1 protein-coding gene is annotated in these 235 nt (G+C 40.0%); it reads right to left on the bottom strand.

Annotated features, from left to right (window positions below):
* Nucleotides 1-235, bottom strand: a 235-nt coding sequence (locus tag SB749_RS20945; RefSeq protein ID WP_410712014.1) for a cation:dicarboxylate symporter family transporter, incomplete at both ends; no start/stop codon positions are given.

The raw sequence follows: 235 nt of genomic DNA, 5'->3' as shown, positions 1-235 counted from the left end.
ACAAAACACGAGCACATGAATTAAGCAACCAATGTAAACTAAGGCAATCACTTTGATTAATGGCACTAGGACATCTAAACCATACTTACCAGCTACCCAAGCCATTAAACCAAAAACACCATAAGGTGCCAGTTTCATAACCAGCTCGGTTAGTTTATACATAGCTTCAGCCAAACTTTCAAACAGTTGTATAGCAGGTTTGGCTTTTTCACCGCAAAGCACTAATGCCACACCT

The sequence above is a fragment of the Brevibacterium sp. SIMBA_078 genome, from assembly GCF_046534565.1.
Classification (GTDB): domain Bacteria; phylum Actinomycetota; class Actinomycetes; order Actinomycetales; family Brevibacteriaceae; genus Brevibacterium.
Note: the sequence above shows the minus strand (reverse complement) of the source record. Positions and strands in the feature narration are given on the sequence as shown.